8 protein-coding genes are annotated in these 17682 nt (G+C 64.8%); 3 read left to right on the forward strand and 5 right to left on the reverse strand.

What is annotated here, in order from left to right:
* Positions 1 to 55: 55 nt before the first annotated feature.
* Together RAN53_RS00875 and RAN53_RS00880 are read right to left on the reverse strand one after the other, a co-directional pair.
* Complete coding sequence (locus tag RAN53_RS00875) at positions 56 to 1051, reverse strand: ion transporter (protein WP_305794931.1); 996 nt, start codon at positions 1049 to 1051, stop codon at positions 56 to 58.
* A 118-nt stretch (positions 1052 to 1169) separates the two neighbouring features.
* Positions 1170 to 1826: a 5'-methylthioadenosine/S-adenosylhomocysteine nucleosidase gene (locus RAN53_RS00880; protein WP_305794932.1), complete on the reverse strand. Its 657-nt coding sequence runs from the start codon at positions 1824 to 1826 to the stop codon at positions 1170 to 1172.
* Between the two features lie 327 nt (positions 1827 to 2153).
* Here RAN53_RS00880 and RAN53_RS00885 point away from each other — a divergent pair, with 327 nt between their 5' ends.
* On the forward strand, positions 2154 to 4277 hold the full coding sequence (locus RAN53_RS00885; RefSeq protein WP_305794933.1) for an ATP-dependent nuclease: 2124 nt from the start codon (positions 2154 to 2156) through the stop codon (positions 4275 to 4277).
* A complete protein-coding gene (locus RAN53_RS00890; RefSeq protein ID WP_305794934.1) occupies positions 4274 to 6115 on the forward strand; it encodes a UvrD-helicase domain-containing protein in 1842 nt (613 codons plus the stop codon). Before RAN53_RS00885 ends, RAN53_RS00890 begins: the two co-directional genes overlap by 4 nt.
* Positions 6116 to 6373: 258 nt before the next feature.
* Here RAN53_RS00890 and recD read toward each other — a convergent pair whose 3' ends face one another.
* From recD to recC, 3 genes are read right to left on the reverse strand one after another with little or no spacing between them, the layout of a single operon-like run.
* Positions 6374 to 8539 carry an exodeoxyribonuclease V subunit alpha gene (gene recD, locus RAN53_RS00895; RefSeq protein WP_305794935.1) on the reverse strand — a complete coding sequence of 722 codons (2166 nt, stop codon included), beginning with the start codon at positions 8537 to 8539 and terminating at the stop codon, positions 6374 to 6376.
* A complete protein-coding gene (gene recB, locus RAN53_RS00900) occupies positions 8536 to 12501 on the reverse strand; it encodes an exodeoxyribonuclease V subunit beta (protein WP_305794936.1) in 3966 nt (1321 codons plus the stop codon). The genes recD and recB overlap by 4 nt, the downstream gene beginning before the upstream one ends.
* The gene (gene recC / locus RAN53_RS00905; protein WP_305794937.1) at positions 12498 to 16172 is read right to left on the reverse strand and encodes an exodeoxyribonuclease V subunit gamma; all 3675 of its coding nucleotides are present in this window, start codon (positions 16170 to 16172) and stop codon (positions 12498 to 12500) included. Before recC ends, recB begins: the two co-directional genes overlap by 4 nt.
* 141 nt (positions 16173 to 16313) lie before the next feature.
* Between recC and RAN53_RS00910 the strand changes: the two genes are divergently transcribed.
* On the forward strand, positions 16314 to 17630 hold the full coding sequence (locus RAN53_RS00910; protein ID WP_305794938.1) for a DUF2252 domain-containing protein: 1317 nt from the start codon (positions 16314 to 16316) through the stop codon (positions 17628 to 17630).
* The last annotated feature ends 52 nt before the right edge of the window (positions 17631 to 17682 follow it).

A 17682-nucleotide genomic window follows, 5' to 3' on the forward strand; every position in this document is an offset into this window, starting at 1 on the left:
AGAAAAAAGTTCGACCTCGGCGAGCCGCCCGCCGCAGCTGAGGGCACCTATTGGCCTACTGATAGCGGTGCTGCCAGCCCTTCACCGCGATCTGCTCCTTGAGCAGCTCCAGCATGTCCCCCAGCACCTGCTCGGTGATCCGCTCGGTCTGCGGGTCGCTGCGCAGCCAGGCATCGAAGCCGCTCTCGGCCAGGTGCTCCACCAGGGCGGAGAATTCCGCCGACTTCAGGCCTTTCAGGGCCTCGTCGACCAGGCGGCAGGCGAGGTCCGAGAGCGAGGCCTCGAGCCCCCGGGTCAGCTGGCCGCCCAGCGGCAGACGCCCGAGCCGCTGGAGCTCCGGGCTCTCGGCCAGGGTGCGGCCGACCAGCCCGCGCACGTAGCGCAGGGTGTCGTCGCGGTTGTGGGCATAGGCGTCGCCCGCCATGGCCTCCAGCCGCTGGCCGATCTCGTGGATCAGCGCCTGCTTGCGGGGTCGCACCACCCGCTCCATCAGCGGGGTGGAGAGCCCGTCGCTCTGACGGATCTCCCGCTGCACGTTGTCGAGCATGCGCAGCGCGATGCGGTCGGTGAGCTCCTCCAGCAGGATGTCGTAGTACTTGGCGACCACGCCATAGAGGTACCAGCGGCGCACGTCGATCAGCCCCATGCGCTGCAGGCGGTGCAGCAGCGAGATGACGCGCAGGATGCGCAGCAGCCGGAAGCCGCCCAGCGGGATGCAGCCGAGCACGTCGTACCAGTGCACGAAGGGGTAGAAGAACCAGCGGTGGTAGTGGCGCTCGGCGATGGCCACCGCCCAGCCCAGAAGCACGTCGAGCAGGAAGATCGACACGAACGCCAGGTCGATGGTGAGGAAATTCGCATGGATGTGCCGCTCGTAGGCGGCGTGCAGCCCGGGGGCCACGGCCTCGAAGGCGGCGTTGAGCGGCGGCAGCAGGTAGAGGCTGTCGAACAGCAGCAGGGCGAGGTTGGCGATCACCAGCACGATGATGAGCAGGTCCCAGACCAGGTGGACTCGCTCCAGGGCGGGGGAGGTCGTGCGGGTGGCGGGCATCTTGGCTCTCCATGGGCGCTGCAAAACGTGTGGTGAGAAAGGTGCGGTGCGACACCTCCTCCCCAGCCTAGAAGCTCGGCGCCCGGTCGGCACTGAACGGCACCCCGGGCCCGTCGTCTCAGCGCGTCAGCAGCCCCGCCCTGATCGCCGAATCGAGACGGTCCACGGCACCGGCCAGCTTTTCGTCGATGACGTGCAGGTACTCCGTCCAGTCGTCGATATGGTTCAGCTCCGCCTTGCCGTCGGAGATGCCGCGCAGCACGACCAGCGGCACCGCAAAGCGCGTGCAGGCGCGCAGGCCGGCATAGCTCTCCATGTCCACCATGTCGGCTTTGATGACGTCGTAGGCCGCGCCCGAGACGATATCGGCGCCGGTCGAGAGCGTCGCCTCGAGAATCCCGGGAATGCGCAGCGGCAGGGGCAGGGTGGCCGGCAGGTCGAGGAAGGGCGTGACGCCCGTCGCGAAGCCGAGCGGGGTGGCGTCCATGTCGCGGTAGGCGACCGAGGTCGCCTGGTAGATCTCGGTCTGCTCCAGCGCCCGGCTGCCCGCCGAGCCCAGCGACACCACCAGGTCCGGCAGCCGCCCGCGAGCCTCGAGCCCCGCCAGCGCCGCGGTGAGCTCCACCGCCGCCTCGACGGGCCCCACGCCGGTCATGAAGGGCGTGAAGCGCTGCCTCAAATGCGGGCCGTATTCGGGCTCAGCCGCCATCACGAAGAGGATCGACCGGCCGCCCAACTCCGTCAGCGGCGCCGGCGCGTGTGGTGTCTTGCCCATCTCGAGAGTCTCCCGCAGCCCAATAAAGCCATCATCATGGCGGGTAGGGGCGCAGGCGCCAAGCGTGCGAAGGGCGGGTTGGTCCCGAGCGGGCCGTTGTCAGGAGAGGGCAGGCCTAGACGAATTGACCTAAGAAAAATTGTCCTCAAGCGCTGACATTCTATTTCCATCGCTCTACGCTGATGGATTAGCTATTAGCAATGGAGCTGCCGATGGCCAGTCTCACCGCCGTCCCCAAAATTATTCATGGCATTAATCGATCCAGAAAAGCACCCTCTACAACACTACCTGGGATGGTAGTGAAATGAAAAAAAGCTGAGGTTATACATGCAGTTGAATAGTATTTCGATAAGAAATTTGAATAGTATTTCGATAAGAAATTTCCGCCGTCTTAGGAGTGTGGAAATTGATTTTGAAGATAAGGAAACTGTGTTTGTCGGTCCAAATAATAGTGGAAAAACTTCTGCCACGGCCGCCGTACGGAGTTTTTTGGGGAATCGTGATTTCAAGGTTCATGACTTTTCAATGAGCTGCATTTTAAGCATTGATAAATATGATCCTAGTCAAGGTGTTAGCCTTCCGTCCATAGAGCTTGATCTCTGGTTCCAAGTTGACCCAGGGTCCATTGCCTTCGGGCGTGTATTCGACCTTGCAACAAATCTTTCTGCAGATTTTTCTGAGATCGGTATGCGCTGCGCATTAGCAGCAGATGACGCTACGGAGCTTTGGGAGCAGTACGACAACGCCTTCCCCCAAGGGGAAGACGGAAAGAGAAAGCGGTCTTTAAGTCACTTCCTTGAGTTGGAAGATAATCTGAGAAAATACTTTAGTCTCCATATTTTTTCGCTTGAAAAAAACCAGCACGAGATCTTGGCGACGCCAATTGATCCCAAGATTGGGAAGAAAATCCTAAATTCGCTACTTCGTGTCGATTTCGTTGACGCTCAGCGAAATATCGACGACGAGAACGCTACAAGAAGCAACAGGCTATCAGAAGCTTTTGCAACCTATTACAGGCGAAATCTTGAGCAGGCGGAACTTGCTGAGAAGGCCGTCGCTGTTATTGAAGAAAACAATGAAAACCTGACGAAACATTATGGCCAACACTTTGAGCCGTTGATGAATATGATCGGGGGGCTAGGGCTTCCTTCAGACAACGATCGCGCGATGAGAGTTGTTTCAACGCTCAGCTCGGAGGCCGCGCTGCGTGGAAACACCGAACTTTTTTATGTTGACACCAATACCAATCATGAGCTCCCCGAAGCATACAATGGACTCGGGTTCAAAAATCTTGTATTTATGGCGATTCAGGTTGATCATTTCTACAGGCAATGGATGGCAACGGAGGAGAATCGTCCACTGTGCCAGATTATCTTTATTGAAGAGCCAGAGGTTCACCTGCATGCTCAAGTCCAACAAGCTTTCATTCGCCAGATGTGGGATGTTCTGACTGCTGGCACACCAGAAGAAGAAGATAAACCACAGATCGCCATCACGACGCATTCTTCACATATATTGGATACTGTCGATTTCTCTAAGATCCGATATTTTCGCCGAGAGCTCGTTGACGAAGCACAGGAAGGGAAAGGTTTTCATGGTACAACGGTGCACAGCCTTAGACAGTTTCGACCGGATTCTATAAATATAGACAGTAAAGCTATTTCTCCTGAGGAAGCTTTGTCATTCCTCAAGAAGTATCTGCGACTCACCCATTGCGACTTGTTTTTTTCTGATGCCGCAATTCTTGTGGAAGGGTCTGTGGAAAAGCTACTTCTCCCAAGGATGATCGATATCGTAGCCGAAAACCTCAACAAGAAATACCTAACCGTTTTGGAGGTTGGTGGGGCATACGGAATGCGCTTTGCTGGATTGTTGGAGTTCTTGGAGGTCCCCTATCTGGTTATCACGGATATCGATTCCGTTGATCCCGAAAATAATCGTAAAAACTGCATTGCCACTGAGGAAAACGCAGTCTCAGCTAATGCAACTCTTAGTTACTTTTTTGAAGAAAATGGAGTGCAGAAGCTCTCCAATAAAACGTACGATGATTGTCTCCAGGCTGGAGGGAAACGGTTTGTCTCCTATCAGAAGCCTGTTTCAGTAGATATTGAAGGTCAACGGCATACCTTTCATGGGAGGACGCTTGAAGAGGCTTTCGTCTATGAAAACCTTGATTTATTTAAAAGGGATGAGTTGAGTGTTGGCATTGCTCTTCCCGAAGAACCGGCTGAACTGCATAAAGCTGTATGGGCGCGCATAAAAAGCTCTACATTCAAGAAAACTGAATTTGCAATGGATGTTTTGGGTTTTGAGTCCTCAGCCCAGCAACATAAGGACGGAAGCGGCCTCAAAAATGGTGCGACATACTATTGGAAAGTGCCATGCTATATCGCGGAAGGTCTGCAATGGCTTGATGGGCATCTCTCACAGAATCAGGGAGAAGCGAAATGAATGCTAAGCTAAAACCAACTGAAGCAGACAAGAATATTGCTGCTTGCATAGATTCTGAAAAATCTTTTTCCGTTATTGCTGGCGCAGGTTCCGGTAAAACCACATCCCTCGTCGAAGCGCTTAAGAGGATAAGAGAAAAGCACGGGAAAGAACTTCGAAGACACGGACAGCGCGTTGTGTGCATCACCTACACGAATCGTGCGGTTGATGTGATATCTTTTCGGCTTGGTTTTGATGAGTTGTTTTTCGTTTCAACACTTCATGGGTTTCTCTGGGGCGAGATTGTTCGATTTCAGGATGCTATACGAGAGGCGCTTTGTGAGGCAATTATACCGACTCAAGTCGCAAAGGCGAAGAAAGAAGACAACGGTGGAGACTCCCAGAGAGCAAAAAAGGCGAGGGCGAAGCTAGAGAGGCTGGCGCGTGAAAAGGATGCACTTAAAGAAAAGCCGCTAGTTAAATATGAAGAAAGCACGGTAAGTGACTACTCCAAATGTGTGCTGAATCATGACGATGTGATCGATGTTGCATCTTATTTGATATCTAACAAGCCTGTCTTGAGAAAGGGGCTTGGCTTTAAATATCCTTATATGTTCGTTGATGAAGCACAGGATACTTTTCCCCAGGTGATGGATGCCTTGAACGCTATCTGTGCATATAAAGGGTTGCCTATTATTGGATATTTCGGTGATCCGATGCAGCAGATCTACGATAAACGTGCCGGGGGGTTTACCGGACCAGAAGGTGCAGCAGTGATACCTAAGGAGGAGAATTTTCGTTGTTCTACCTCTGTGATTAATCTTCTGAATAACTTTAGAGCGGATTTGCAGCAAGTTCCCGGTGAGGTGAACGCGGATGTTAAAGGAAGTGTTCTGATAACCATCGTTCAGGCTCCGATTCCCGATGGGCCAAGAAACACCTACACAGCTGGGCAACTCGATGATGTTACGGCTAAATTTTCACAAGCCGTTGAACTTTGGGGATGGGAAAATAACCCGTCTGTGAAAAACCTGTTCCTCGCTCGAAGAATGATTGCGCGCAGATTAGGTTTTATCAAACTCCATGAGCTTTTCACCGGTTTATACTCATCTTCGCGCTCACAGTCGGATTACGAGGATGGTACTCACTACCTGCTTAAGCCTTTTGTCAACGGGATTTTTCATCTTGTAGAGGCCTTTAGATCTGGAAATTCAAAAAAGACTATTGAAACGCTACGAAAGACAAGTCCGGCATATGCAGATGACGGGGAAAACAAAGAGAAATCATTAAGAGATATGCTTGATCGCGCTTCACAGTACTCCGAAGAATTGGAAGGTATGTGGAGAAATAGCACCTTGAGGGAAATTCTCGAATACTGCCGTGAAAATGCTCTTTGTCCGGTGTCGGAGCGGCTAGCCTATCAGTTGGATCGTGGTCCTCGGGAAGAGTTTGACGCGAGCAATGATGAGCATCAGCATGAAAAAGGCGATTGGCTAGCCGATGAGCTTTTCAAATTTGGGACAGAAGAATTAGAGAAGTATATCTATTTTCTGGACGAAAGCTCCCCATTTAGCACTCAGCATGGTGTCAAAGGTGAAGAGTATGAAGATGTGCTAGTCACTATCGACGACGTTGAAGCGTCATGGAATGCTTACAGTTTTTCTAAGGTGCTAACGCCGGGCGTCGCAGGAGAACCAACTGAACGGCAAAGGGAACTCACTGAGAAGCTAGCTTATGTGTGTTTCTCAAGAGCTGAAGTGAATTTGAGAATTCTTTTATTCTCCAGTGATGCGGCTTCGGCTGGAGAAGAGTTGATTGGTCGTGGTCTCTTCGAAAAAGATCAGGTTTCGTATCTTTAATGACCTGAGTATAGAAAATCGATTAGTCTTTGAATAATTAATTTTATTCAGGCGCATCTGGAAAATATCCACATGAAAACTTAAGTTCGGCCCAAAAAGGGAGTTGTGGCAGGGCATAACTATTGGCCTTATACACACCGTTTTTCCGGTGCTTCGCGGATTAAAACCGGCACGTGAGCTGGCCGTTACATCTGATCTGGCTGAACGTCCGGTTCTGGCCGAAAATGGCACTCAGTCATCGATGGACAAGAGAGCTAATCAACTTCCCAGCCCACTTACTCGCATCACTCGCCTCTGTGCCGCGTCCATCAGCTGGCCACGGCCGGTTTCCACCAGCGTCAGCCAGTGGCGGGCGCGGGTGATACCGGTGTAGACCAGCTCCCGGGTGAGGATGGGGTTCGGCGCGTCTGGCAGCACCAGGGCGGCGTGGGTGAACTCCGAGCCCTGGGACTTGTGCACCGTCATCGCAAATACCGTCTCCACCGCCTGCAGGCGCGAGGGCAGCACCCACTTGATGCGACCGGTGCCATCAGTGGCGGGGAAGGCCACCCGCAGCAGGCGGCGGTTGCCGTCGCCGGGTGAAGAGCCCGGGCGCGGCATGTCCAGGGTGATGCCGATATCGCCGTTCATCAGCCCCAAGCCGTAGTCGTTCTTGGTGACCAGCACCGGGCGGCCGGGGTACCAGCGCTGGCGGCCGTCCTGGCTGTCGATCAGCTTTTCCCGCTCCAGTGCCTGGCGCACCCGCTCGTTCAGACCCTCCACGCCCCAGGGGCCGCGGCGCAGTGCGCAGAGCAGCTGGAAGTCGCCGTGGGCCGCCAGCACCTCTCTTGCCCAGTCATCGAAGGCCGCCTGATCCGCGTCGTCGGCCGGGCGCCGCTCGGCCATCACGCTCAGGAAGTGGCGATAGCCCACCGGCGGCCGGTCGGCGGTATTGGTTCCGGGAAAGCGCTCGGGGCAGCCGGTCACCGCCAGGCGGGCCAGGCCGCGCTCGTCGTCGGCGCCTAGTTTCAGGTGCGAGAGGTCCGCGAAGCCGTGGGTAAGCGCCGTGGTGATGGCGCGGCGCTTGGCGGCGGGCTCGGCTTCCAGGTTGATCGCCGCAGCCAGCCGACCGATGCCGCTGTCGGCGGTGAAGCGGTGGCTGACGCGCAGCATGGCGATGGCCTGGTCGAGCGGCTGGCCGTCGGCGTCCAGCATCTCCGCGCGCAGCGGCTGGCCGGTGGCCTCACCCAGCCACTCGGCGGTGGCCGGGGTGTAGTGGCCGCCCTCGGCCCGGGCGCACAGGTCGCCGAGCACCGAGCCGGCCTCCACCGAGGCGAGCTGGTCCTTGTCGCCGAGCAGCACCAGACGCGCCCGGGGCGGCAGCGCCTCGAGCATCGCGGCCATCATGCCCACGTCCACCATCGAGGCCTCGTCCACCACCAGCACGTCCAGCGGCAGGGGGTTGTGGCGGTCGTGGCGGAAGCGGCGGGTGTCGGGGCGCGAGCCGAGCAGCCGGTGCAGCGTCGAGACGTCCTTGGGGATCACCTCGCGCAGCCGCTCGGGATCGTCGGCCAGGTCGTCGAGGTCGAGCTTCGCCACCTGGCCGGCGATGGACTCGTTGAGCCGGGCGGCGGCCTTGCCGGTGGGGGCGGCCAGGCGGATGCGCAGGGCCTGCTCTCCTTGACCCTCGCCTTCACCGAGCGCCTGGGCCTGGAGCAGAGCGAGCAGGCGCACCACGGTGGTGGTCTTGCCGGTGCCAGGGCCGCCGGTGATCACCGCGAAGCGCGAGCGGCCGGCCAGGGCGCAGGCGGCCTTCTGCCAGTCGATCGCGTGCGGGGCAGCACCCCGATTGGGAAAAAGCGCGTCGAGGATCGGGCGCAGGCGGGCCGCGTTCGGGACCTCGTCGTCGCTTTTGGCATCGCCGAGCCGATCGGCAATCCGGGTGTGGATATCCTGCTCGTGCTGCCAGTAGCGGCGCAGGTAGAGCCGGAGGCGGGCGCCGGTGCCGGCGAGCACCAGCGGGGTGCTGCCGGGGCCGGTGGCGACCAGCTCCGGCTGGGCCAGCGCGGCGCGCCAGGCGTCGAGCTCGAGCGCGGCCATCACCCGGCTGGGTAGCGGCGGCGGGTCCTCCAAGCTGTCGCCCTCCGGCGGCAGCGAGAGGGCGAGGTCCGGGGTGGCGAGCGTCTGGGCCAGGTCCAGGCAGACGTGGCCGCGGCCGAGCTGGTGGCTGGCGAGTGCGGCCGCCAGCAACAACAGGGGTGAGGCCTCACTCACCTTATTTTCCCTGCTCGCCTCGCGATGCAGGAAGGCGGCGAAGGCGCGGTCCAGCGAGCGCAGCCAGCCGCGCGCCACCCAGCGGTCGAGCAGGGCGAACAGCGTCGCGTGATCGGCCAGCGCCTGCTCGGGGGCGAGATCGGGGGTATGGATAGGGTTGTCCGGCATCATGCGACGGCCTCCTCGGCGGCGCGAAACAGGGCATCGAGCGCGAGGATCAGCTCGCTCGGCGGGCGTTCGGCGTGCACGCCGCGGGAGGGCGCGCGGGTGCCGCGCAGGAAGACATAGAGCGCCCCGCCCAGGTGGCGGTCGATGTCGTAGTCCGGCAGCCGGGCCTCGAGCAGCCGGTGCAGGGCCAGCAGGTAGAGGCAGTACTGCACGTCGTAGCGCTTCTCGAGCACGGCCTCCGCCATCGCCGCCTCGGTGTAGGCGGCGTCGTCCGCGCCCAGGTGATTGGACTTCCAGTCGAGCACGTAGAAGCGCCCCTCGTGCTCCACCACCAGGTCGATGAAGCCCTTGAGCATGCCGTTGAGGGTGTCGGGCTCGAGCGCCGGCCGCGGCCGGCCGCCGAGTGTGTGAGCGCTTACGAGGGCGTCCAGCCGGCGGGTGTTCACCTTGTGGGCGGCGAACCAGAACTCCAGCTCGACCCGGTAGCCGGAAAGCGCATCGAGGCGCAGAGGTGCGGCCTCGCCATCGCCCGGCTTCGGCACCGGCAGTGGCGTGGTCAAGAGCTCCGGCAGCCACTGCTCGAGGGCGGCGATCTGCCCCTCCCAGCCGCGACGGTTGGCGCGCCGGGCCACGGTGTCGCCGCGCAGCTCGGCGTCCTCGGCCACCCGGGCGAAGCCCTCCTCGCCGGCCCACTCCAGCAGGCCGTGCAGGAAGGTGCCCGCCGAGGGGCCGCGGGGGAAGCGGTGAAGCGAGCCCTCGCTCACCGTGGCGGCCGCCGCGTCGAAGGGCTCGTCGATCACCTCCATCGCCGTGGCTTCAATGGCGGTAGCGGGCTCGGGCGCCGGCTCGGCCTGGACGGCGGATTCGGCTTCCTCATCCGGGGTGGCGCCGGTGCGCAGCGCCGAGTAGCTGGCGATCCACCAGTGCTCGCGGATCGTCCGGCTGGGCGCGCGGGCCTGGCCGAGCGGCGTGTCGTCGGTGGCGAGTTCGACCGGCGTGGCCTCGGCCTCGGGGGCGTCGATCACCGTCACCCGACCTCTCTCGTGACCATCCGCGTCGGCCAGCGCCTCGAGGGCCGGGCGCAGGGCCTCGGGCGAGAGCGCCTCGCCCCCGGAGAGCAGGTGGCCGACGGCGCTGCGCTCCATGGCCTCCAGCGGCGCCAGGCCGAGCCAGGTGGCGTGGCGGGCGCGGGTCAGGGCGACGTAGAGCTTGCGCAGGTCCTCCCCCAGTCGCTCGCGGTCGGCGCGGGCGAGGGTCGCCTCGTCGGCGGAGAGCGTCAGGCGCAGGTGGCCGTCGTCATCGTGCCAGCGCAGCGGCAGGTCACCCTGCTTCACCGGTCGGAAGGCGGCGATGAAGGGCAGGAACACCAGCGGGTACTCCAGGCCCTTGGACTTGTGGATGGTCACCACCTGCACCAGGTCGGCGTCGCTCTCCAGGCGCAGGCGGTGGGTGTCGGACTGGGAGTGGGGATGCGCGCGGGACTCGGCGAGAAAGCGCAGCAGGGCGTGCTCGCCGTCGATCTCGGTGCTGGCCTCCTGCAAGAGCTCGCCGAGGTGCAGGAGGTCGGTGAGCCGCCGCTCCCCCTCGGGCACCGCCAGCAGCCGGCCGGGCACGGCGAAGTCGGCCAGCAGCCGGTGCAACATGGGCAGCACGCCGCGGCGCTGCCACTGGCGATGGTAGTCGCGGAACTGCATCACCCGCGCCTCCCAGGCCAGCTCGTCCTGCTGGGGGCCGCCGTTCAGGGCGTCGAGCTCGGCCAGGCTAAGCCCCAGGCTCGGCGTGGCGAGCGCGGCGCGCAGGCAGCGCTCGTCGTCCGGCGCGGCGCAGGCGGCGAGCCACCCCTCCAGCTCGGCGGCGGCCTCGGTCTCGAACACGCCCTCCTTGTCGGAGAGGTAGACGCTGCGGATGCCGCGGGCCAGCAGGGCGGCGCGGATGGCGCGAGCCTCGCCGGCGTTGTTGACCAGCACGGCGAGGTCCGACGGCGCCAGCGGGCGCAGCTCGCCATCTTTGGTAAAGCCCGTCTGCCCGGCCTGGCCCTCGCGCAGTAGGCTGGCCATCTCGGTGGCGCAGCGCCCGGCCAGCTCCTTGAGGTAAGCGCCCTTGGATAGCGTCTCGTCGGCGGCCAGGTGCCAGAGAGTCAGTGCCGGCTGGGGCGCGCCGTGTCGGGTCAGCGAGTCATTGCGGCCGTTCGCGTCGACCGGCGCGAAGGGCACGGGATTGTCGTCGCCGCGGCGGAACAGGAAGGCGCCGGCGTCGCTGGCCTCGGCATGTTCGAACACCCGGTTGACCGCCTCGACCATGGGCGTGGCGGAGCGGAAGTTGGTGCCGAGCGTGACGTGGCGGCCGGCGGTGTCGCGCCGGGCCTGGAGGTAGGTGTGGATATCGGCTCCGCGGAAGGCGTAGATCGCCTGCTTGGGGTCGCCGATCAGCATTACCGCGCTGTCGTCGCGATTCTTTTCTAGCTCGTAGACACGGTCGAAGAGCCGGTACTGCACCGGGTCGGTGTCCTGGAACTCGTCGACCAGCGCCACCGGGAACTGCTCGCGGATGCGTGCGGCCAGCGTCTCGCCGGCCTCGCCCGCGAAGGCGGCGTCGAGCCGGTGCAGCAGATCGTCGGGGCCGAGCTCGGCGCGGCGGCGCTGCACGGTCTCGCGGCGCGCGGCCATCCAGTGCACGGCATGGGCGAGCAGGTCGGCGAAGGGATCGGGCAGCGCGGCGAGCTTCTCCGGCAACGCTTCCAGGGCCTCCAGCGCCGGCAGGTTGGGTACGGGATCTTCCTTCCAGATCTCGGCGAGGCCCTCGGGCGTCAGGCGCTTCCAGGCGGCGGGGGTGAGATCGGGGGTCGCGAGCTCGGCGTCATTGGCCCAGTCGCGCAGGGCGGCGAGCCAATTGGCGCGGCTTCGGGCATTGAGCTTCTGGCCGTTGAACGCCTTGCGCTGGGCGGCGGCCTCGAGCAACTCCTCCAACTCGTCGAGCCAGGCCGGCCAGGGCGCCTTGAGTTCGGCCAGCGCCGCGGCGCGCTGCTCGCGGTAGTTCGTGAGCGCATCAAAGGGCGGCGGCGCCACGGGCAGGGCGGCGGCGTGGCTGCGCAGCCGGGCGGCGGTGTCGTTGAGGGCGTCCGGCGTGGTCCAGTAGCGGGCGACGATCGCTAGCGCCTCGGGGGCGAGGTCGTAGTAGAAGCTGCGCCAGTAGTCCCGGGCGATCTCCAGATCCATCTCGGACTGGTCCAGCGACATCTCCAGGGCGAACAGGCTGCCGCTGTCGAAGGCGTGCTCGCGCAGCATGCGGTGGCACCAGGAGTGGATGGTGGAGACCGCGGCCTCGTCCATCCACTCGGCGGCCAGCCGCAGGCGGCGGGCGCAGGTCGGCCAGCTTTCGCGGGGATAGCTGTCGCGAAGGGCGAGCAGCGGGTCGGCTCTGGGCGTCTCGTCTTCGGGCGCTGAGTTATCCACCGGTGGTTCGTCGAAGAGGTCCCCAGTCATGGACGGGGCTTTCCTTGGGGCAGACCTTTGCGGAGGCGCTGTGAACCCATCCCTGGGCGCTACCGATGCCGTCCCTGGCATAGGACCTCCGCTACGGTCTGCCCCAGGCGCCCCTTCGAGGCTATCGCTGATTGCCTCAGAATCAGGGTCTGTCCCCCATTCCGCCGACTGGAAGGCCTCTGCCGCCTCGACGAGGCGGGCGCGGATGCGGTCGCGCAGCTCCTGGGTGGCGGCGTTGGTGAAGGTCACCACCAGGATCTCCGGCGGCGTCAGCGGCCGCGGGAAGCTGGCCGCGTCCTCCTCGTTCCGGGGGCCGAGCACCAGGCGCAGGTAGAGCAGGGCGATGGTGAAGGTCTTGCCGGTGCCGGCGCTGGCCTCGATAAGCCGGCTGCCGGTGAGCGGCAGCGCCACCGGATCGAGGCGCGGGGTCTCGGCCGCCTGCAGGGTTTCCGCGGTGTTTCGAGCGGATTCGGGCGAGTTCATGATGCTTTGCCTCCCTGGCCCTTGCCACCGTTCTTCTTGGTTTTCACCGCATCGTGCAGCGGGGCGTAGAGCGCCTCGGTCAGCTCGGTGAAGCGCCGGCCGACGGCCGCTTGGCGCACCAGGCTCTCGAGGTCGCGCCACTGGCGGGCGAGGTAGGGATCGCGGTCGCGCTCGCCGGCGGTGTAGTCGTCGCCCTCGAAGACGCGCGCGGCGGCCTTCCAGGCCTTGAGGTCGGCCTCTTCCGCCTTCTCCTCGCTGCCGAAGACCCGGGCCAGGGCGCTCTGGTCGCCGCCCTTCTCGTGCCAGGCGAAGGCGGTGTCCCGGGCCAGCGGCAGCGGGGCGGTCATGCCGGCGCGCCAGGCGTGAGCGATGGCCTCCAGGTGCTTGCGGGCGTCGGCCGCGTCCAGCGGCGCCAGGGTGCCACCGCCGGCCCGGGAGAGCAGCACCGTGGTCATGGGGCCGAGGGCGAGCTGGCCGGCGAGATGGGCGACCCAGGGGGCTAGCCAGTGCTTCCAGTTATATTTGCCCTTGTTGACCAGGCTGCTGGTCATCAGCACCAGCCGGCAGCGCTCGCCGGCGTCGTTCTCGCGCAGGCCGTCCAGCCAGTCCTCGATCTGCAGCGGGCCGTCTGCGGTGGCGAGTTCCAGCGACACGGAGGCCGGCGTCTCCCAGGCGTGGGGCCAGGCCTCGAGCTTCTCGGCGTAGGCCTCGAAGAGGTCGTCCAGGGGCTCGACGAGGTGCGCGCGCATCAGCTCGGCGAAGCCGCCCATGGCCAGGCGCCCCTCGCGCTCCAGGCGCGCCAGGGTGTCGTGGACCGCGGGAATGGGCGATGCCCCCTCGTCCACGGCGCGGCGCCCGGCCTCGATCAGCGCCTGCTGAAGCTGCCAGTGGTCGAGGCCGTCCAGGGCGAAGGGCTCGTGGTCGGGGCTCTCCAGCGCCTCGCGCTCGAGGTAGACGCCGAGCCGAGTGGTGAAGAAGGCCTTCACCGGGTCCTTGAGGAAGCCGGCGAGACGCGCCAGGGGCAGGGCGCTGTCGAGCGTCATGGGCGGCAGCTCGCCGTCCGTCACATCCGGCGTCGGCTGGCCGGCGTGCACCGCCCGCCACTCCCGGGCGTAGGTAAACAGCGCCGGATCTTCTGCAAAGCTCTCTACCGCGCCCGACCCCGCGCGGCTTTCTACCGTGCCCGAAGCCGCACGGAAGTACTTCCGGCTGAACGGCTGCAGCGGGTGCTCGGTGGTCAGGGCGTCGAGCAGGGCCTGACCGGCGTCGTCTTCTTCTGCGCCTGCCAAGCGCCAGCCGGCGGCCAGGTGGTCGCGGAGCTGGCCGAGCAGCACCGAGGGCGGCCGGGGCTCGTTGTCGTGGATGCTGCGGCCCACCCAGCTGATCATCAGGCTGTCGCGGGCCGAGAGCAGCGCCTCGAGGAAGAGGTAGCGGTCGTCCTCGCGGCGCGAGCGGTCGCCGGGGCGGTAGTCGTGGCCCATCAGGTCGATGTCCAGCGGCCGCTGCACCCGGGGGTACTCGCCGTCGTTCATGCCCAGCAGGCAGACGTGGCGGAAGGGGATGGCGCGCATCGGCATCAGGGTGGCGACGTTCACCGCGCCGGCCAGGAAGCGCTGGGAGAGATTGGCCTCGTCGAGCTGACCGAGCCAGTGCTCGCGCACCACCGAGAGCGGCAGCGCCTCGGTGAGCCTGGCGTCCTCGCTGGTCTCCTGCCACTCCTCCAGCAACTCGTCCAGGCGGCTGAGGGTGGTGAGGTCGGCCTCGTCCTCGGCGGCGAAGCAGGCGGCCATGAGGGCGCGCAGGCGGCGGCACCAGGTCGCCACGTCGGCGGGCTCGGAGAGCCCGCGCCACTGGGCCTCGAGCACGTCGAGCAGGTCCATCAATGGGCCGGCCAGGGCCGCCTCCAGGCCGCCGATGTCGCCATAGGGTTCGATGTCGTGCCAGGGGCCGACGGCGCTCTCGTTTTCTGTACTGCGGCCCACCGCGTAGCCCAGCATCAGCCGACGCAGGCCGAAGGCCCAGGTGTTGGCGGTGAGCCCGCCGGGCAGGTCGAGCCGGGCGCGTTGCTCGGCGTTAAGTCCCCAGCGGATGCCGGCGCCCTCGATCCAGCGGCGCAGCACCGGCAGGGCGTCGGCGTCCAGCCCGAAGCGCCCGCGCAGGGCCGGTACCTCCAGGAGGTCCAGGAGGTCGCTTACCGTGAGCCGCGCCTCCGGCAGGTGCAGCAGCGCCTCCAGCGCCACCAGCAGCGGCTGGCGGTGGCGGCTGGTCTGGTCGGAGAGCGTGAAGGGGATGTGGCGCGGGTCGTCCGGCGCCAGGCGGCCGAACACCGCCTGCACGGCGGCGGCGTAGGTGTCGATGTCCGGCACCATCACCAGCACGTCCCGCGGGCGCAGCGTGGGGTCGGCGTCGAAGGCGGCGAGCAGCTGATCGTGGAGGATCTCCACCTCGCGCAGGGCGCTGTGGGCGACGTGGAAGCGCAGGCTGCGATCGCGCCCCGGGTCGACGGCCGGCCAGGTGTCGCGGGTCTCCTGGGGCGGGCGCAGCTCGAGGATGTCGTCCTGCAGCTGCTGGAGCAGCCCTGGCGCCTCGACCTCGGCGGGGGAGTCGAACAGATCGATGCGCAGCGCCTCGGCGTCGAACAGCGCCCGGTAGGCGTCCTGGTCGTCGAACTCGTCGAGCAGGCGCAGGTAGTCGCGGCCCTGCTTGCCCCAGGCGGCGAGCAGTGGCTGGGCGTGGAGGTGCAGTTCGGTGTCGTCGAGCTCCAGCGGCATGCCGGGGCGGTGGCGCTGGCGCCGGCGGGCGGCCCGCAGCAGGTCCTTGTGCTCGATGATGTCCGCCCAGTAGTGGCGGCAGGGGTTGTGCACGCAGAGCAGCACCTGGGTGACCCTCGAGACCGCGGCCAGGGCCTCCAGGGTCTGGCGGGGCAGCGAGGAGATGCCGAACACCACCACCCGGCGCGGCAAGCCATTGGGTCTCGTCTCGGGGGTGAGCTCGCGGCACGCCTCGAGGAAGCGGGTGTGCACCCAGGCGCGGCTGGTGGCGAGGCCTTCGTCGCCGATGTCGTCGCGGAGCCGCCGCCACAGGGCCGGCTGCCAGCGCTGGTCCTCGGCGAGCGGGCGCGCCTGGCCGCGGGCGTCGATCAGTTCGTCGCGGCCCTCGGCCCAGGCGGCGAGCCAGTCGGCGCGATAGACCTGGTACTGGTCGAAGAGGTCGGCGAGGCGCTCGGCGAGCTGGTGGCGCTTGCGGAGGTCCTCGTCGTCTGCCAGGAAGCGTGCCAGGGGAGCGAAGGTGGCGTCGTCCGTGAGCTCGGGCAGCAGGCGCATCAGCCGCCAGACCAGCCGCGGCTTGTCGAGCGGGGAGGCCGGGGGCACGGCGTCGGGGCCGTCCTGCTGGGTCAGCACCGCGCGATAGGCCTGCCACAGGTAGCGCGCCGGCAGGGTGACGTCCATGGCCGCGGCGATGCCGGCGCCCACGGGCGGGTCGGCGGCCAGCGCCAGCTTCAGCCACTGGCTGATGCCGTTGCTCTGCACCAGGATCACCTCATCCTCCAGCGGCCCCAGCGGGTGCTGGCGCAGCCACTCCACCGCCAGGTCGCGCAGCGCCTCCAGGCGGTTGCCGTGGATCACCATGAAGCCGGGTTCGAGTTCGGGGCCCTGTAGAGCGAGTGGCATGGCGCGGTTCCTTCGCTGGGTGCCGGAGCGGTTTCCACAATGGTGCCATATTCGCGAGGCGCGGGTTGCCCTGTGTTCTTGTCACTTTCCCGGGGGCCTGCTTGACTGGCCCTTGCGCCCGCCGACGAAGGGAATCCCGACATGAACCAACCGCTGACTCGCCACCATCGCGCCCGCCAGGTCCTCGACGAGATCCGTGCGACCAATGCCCCGCTCACCGACCAGGACCGGGCCGCGAAGTACGCCAAGCTCGCCGAGTCGCCCTATCGCTTCTTCCGCGGTACCAACCATCTCTACTGGCGGGACGTCTGGCACGACTGGCGCTTCGCGCTGTTCGGCGGCCTGCCGGAGACCCAGACCTGGTTGCAGGGCGACGCCCATGCCTACAACTTCGGCGCCTACGGCCACCACGACGACGCCGTGCGCTACGGCATGGACGACTTCGACGACGCCATGATCGGCGACTATCAGTACGACCTGTGGCGTCTGGCCATCAGCCTGGTGCTGGATGCCCGCGAGAATACGGGCCTGTCCGGCAAGGCCATTCGCAAGGCGCTCAAGGCGCTGGTCACCAGCTACCACGACGAGCTGGCTGGCCACGTTGAGGGCGAGGTGCCCGGCGCGGTGACCCTGGCCACCGCCCGGGGGCCGCTCGGGCCCTTCATGAAGAAGGTGGGCAGGAAGAAAAGCCGGGCGAAGATGCTCGAGAAGTGGACCGTGCTGAGCGACGACGGGCGGCACTTCGCCGAGCGCCCCGAGAAGCTGGCGACCCTGCCGGCGCACCTGGCCAGCCAGCTGCGCAAGGCTGTCGAGCAGGAGTACCGCCAGACCCTGGTCGCTGCCAGAAGTGAGGCCGAGGAGGGGCACTTCCGCGTCAAGGACATGGCCCGGCGCCTCGATGCCGGCACCGGCTCGCTGGGCCTCGAGCGCTTCTATGTGCTGATCGAGGGCGGGCAGGACCACGAGCACGACGACGTCATCCTCGACATCAAGCAGCAGACCCCGCCAGAGGGCTGGCGGCTGATGGACGGCGTCGAGAAGCGTGCCTGGCGCCGGGCCTTTCCCCACGAGGGGTTGCGCCATGCGGCCGCCTTCACCGCCATCGCCGAGCACCCCGACCCCTACCTGGGCTGGCTGCACCTGGGTGACACGGTGTTCTCGGTGCGCGAGCGCTCGCCCTACAAGGAGGACTTCCCGACCCACAAGCTCGACGGCGCCAAGCCCTACCGCCAGCTGGTCAAGCAGTGGGGCCGCATCCTGGCCCGCGAACACCTGCGCGGCGCCCATGCCCTGAGCCCCGACGATCCCGGCTGTTTCGCGCGTGCCGTCGGTGCCTGCGTCGAGGGCCGGCTCGAGCGCTGCGTGGACATGGTGACCACCCTGGCGGTCAGCTATGCCGACTGCGTGCGCCACGACTATCGCACCTTCCTGACATGGCAGGACGATACCCCTTCATGAGCGCCTGGCGGCTGGCGACGCCTGCCGTGGCCGTGGCGCCGTGGACTATGCT

The organism is Halomonas sp. SSL-5 (assembly GCF_030708455.1).
Lineage (GTDB): Bacteria > Pseudomonadota > Gammaproteobacteria > Pseudomonadales > Halomonadaceae > Halomonas.

Bases quoted from the DNA above. Each gene is read 5' to 3' on its own strand.
- RAN53_RS00875 (WP_305794931.1), bottom strand. From the start codon at position 1,051: ATGCCCGCCACCCGCACGACCTCCCCCGCCCTGGAGCGAGTCCACCTG.
- RAN53_RS00880 (WP_305794932.1), bottom strand. From the start codon at position 1,826: ATGGGCAAGACACCACACGCGCCGGCGCCGCTGACGGAGTTGGGCGGC.
- RAN53_RS00885 (WP_305794933.1), top strand. From the start codon at position 2,154: ATGCAGTTGAATAGTATTTCGATAAGAAATTTGAATAGTATTTCGATA.
- RAN53_RS00890 (WP_305794934.1), top strand. From the start codon at position 4,274: ATGAATGCTAAGCTAAAACCAACTGAAGCAGACAAGAATATTGCTGCT.
- recD (WP_305794935.1), bottom strand. From the start codon at position 8,539: ATGATGCCGGACAACCCTATCCATACCCCCGATCTCGCCCCCGAGCAG.
- recB (WP_305794936.1), bottom strand. From the start codon at position 12,501: ATGAACTCGCCCGAATCCGCTCGAAACACCGCGGAAACCCTGCAGGCG.
- recC (WP_305794937.1), bottom strand. From the start codon at position 16,172: ATGCCACTCGCTCTACAGGGCCCCGAACTCGAACCCGGCTTCATGGTG.
- RAN53_RS00910 (WP_305794938.1), top strand. From the start codon at position 16,314: ATGAACCAACCGCTGACTCGCCACCATCGCGCCCGCCAGGTCCTCGAC.